This is a genomic window from Pseudonocardia sp. SID8383, assembly GCF_009864975.1.
Classification (GTDB): domain Bacteria; phylum Actinomycetota; class Actinomycetes; order Mycobacteriales; family Pseudonocardiaceae; genus Pseudonocardia; species Pseudonocardia alni.
In genome coordinates this window covers 1-251 of record NZ_WWFY01000777.1, presented here as the reverse complement: position 1 = coordinate 251, position 251 = coordinate 1, and the positions used below count along the sequence as shown (strand labels likewise).

The following is a 251-nucleotide window of genomic DNA, read 5'->3' as shown; positions in this document are numbered from 1 at the left end:
GACCCCGACGCCGGGCCGGTCCGGCGCTACGTCGTCGACCAGGCCCGCAGCTGGGTCGAGCAGCCCTCCTTCGAGGGGCGCCCGCAGCCGCCGGTGCACCACGCGTCGGTGTCGGTGTCGGTGGAGTTCGACGACGTCGCCCGGCTCGGCGCGTGGCTGTCCGGTGTGGGCCGGTTCACCGGTGCGCAGGTCCAGGGGATCACCTGGGGCCTGGCCCGCGACCACCGCCGCGGGGTCGAGCGCGCGGCCCG

1 protein-coding gene is annotated in these 251 nt (G+C 77.7%); it reads left to right on the top strand.

The window, feature by feature from the left end:
* The coding region (locus GTW08_RS18675) for an SIMPL domain-containing protein (protein ID WP_161152296.1) at positions 1 to 251 on the top strand (251 nt) is incomplete at both ends.